The sequence below is a fragment of the Paraclostridium dentum genome, assembly GCF_012922555.1.
GTDB lineage: Bacteria > Bacillota > Clostridia > Peptostreptococcales > Peptostreptococcaceae > Paraclostridium > Paraclostridium dentum.
Window position 1 is genome coordinate 1 of sequence record NZ_WIPK01000207.1, and the last position, 309, is coordinate 309.

Annotated in this window: 1 protein-coding gene; it reads left to right on the plus strand. The window is 42.7% G+C overall.

Features of this window, described 5'->3' with window-relative positions; genetic code table 11:
- On the plus strand, positions 1-309 hold a 309-nt coding region (locus tag GFJ41_RS21385), incomplete at both ends, for a hypothetical protein (RefSeq protein WP_170076063.1).

Sequence of the window (309 nt, forward strand, 5' to 3'; positions counted from 1 at the left end):
GGTGATCAGATGAACATCAATCTAAACTTCAAAAGTAGTGCCCAAAATCAAGATTTCACTTATCTGATCATCAGTAAAGGACAGATTGTGGAAGGACGGAGGTTTAAAAGACAAGGGCAGTCTCTGGTGACTCTGTCTCTGCCCGTAACCAAGGAACTGGTTCCCTCATTTCGAGTGGTGGCGTATTACCACATAGGATCCTCTGAGGTTGTTTCAGACTCAGTCTGGGTTGACGTGAAGGACACATGCATGGGAACGCTAAAACTGGATGTAAAGGAAAGTTTAAATGTGAAAAAAATATTTGAGCCT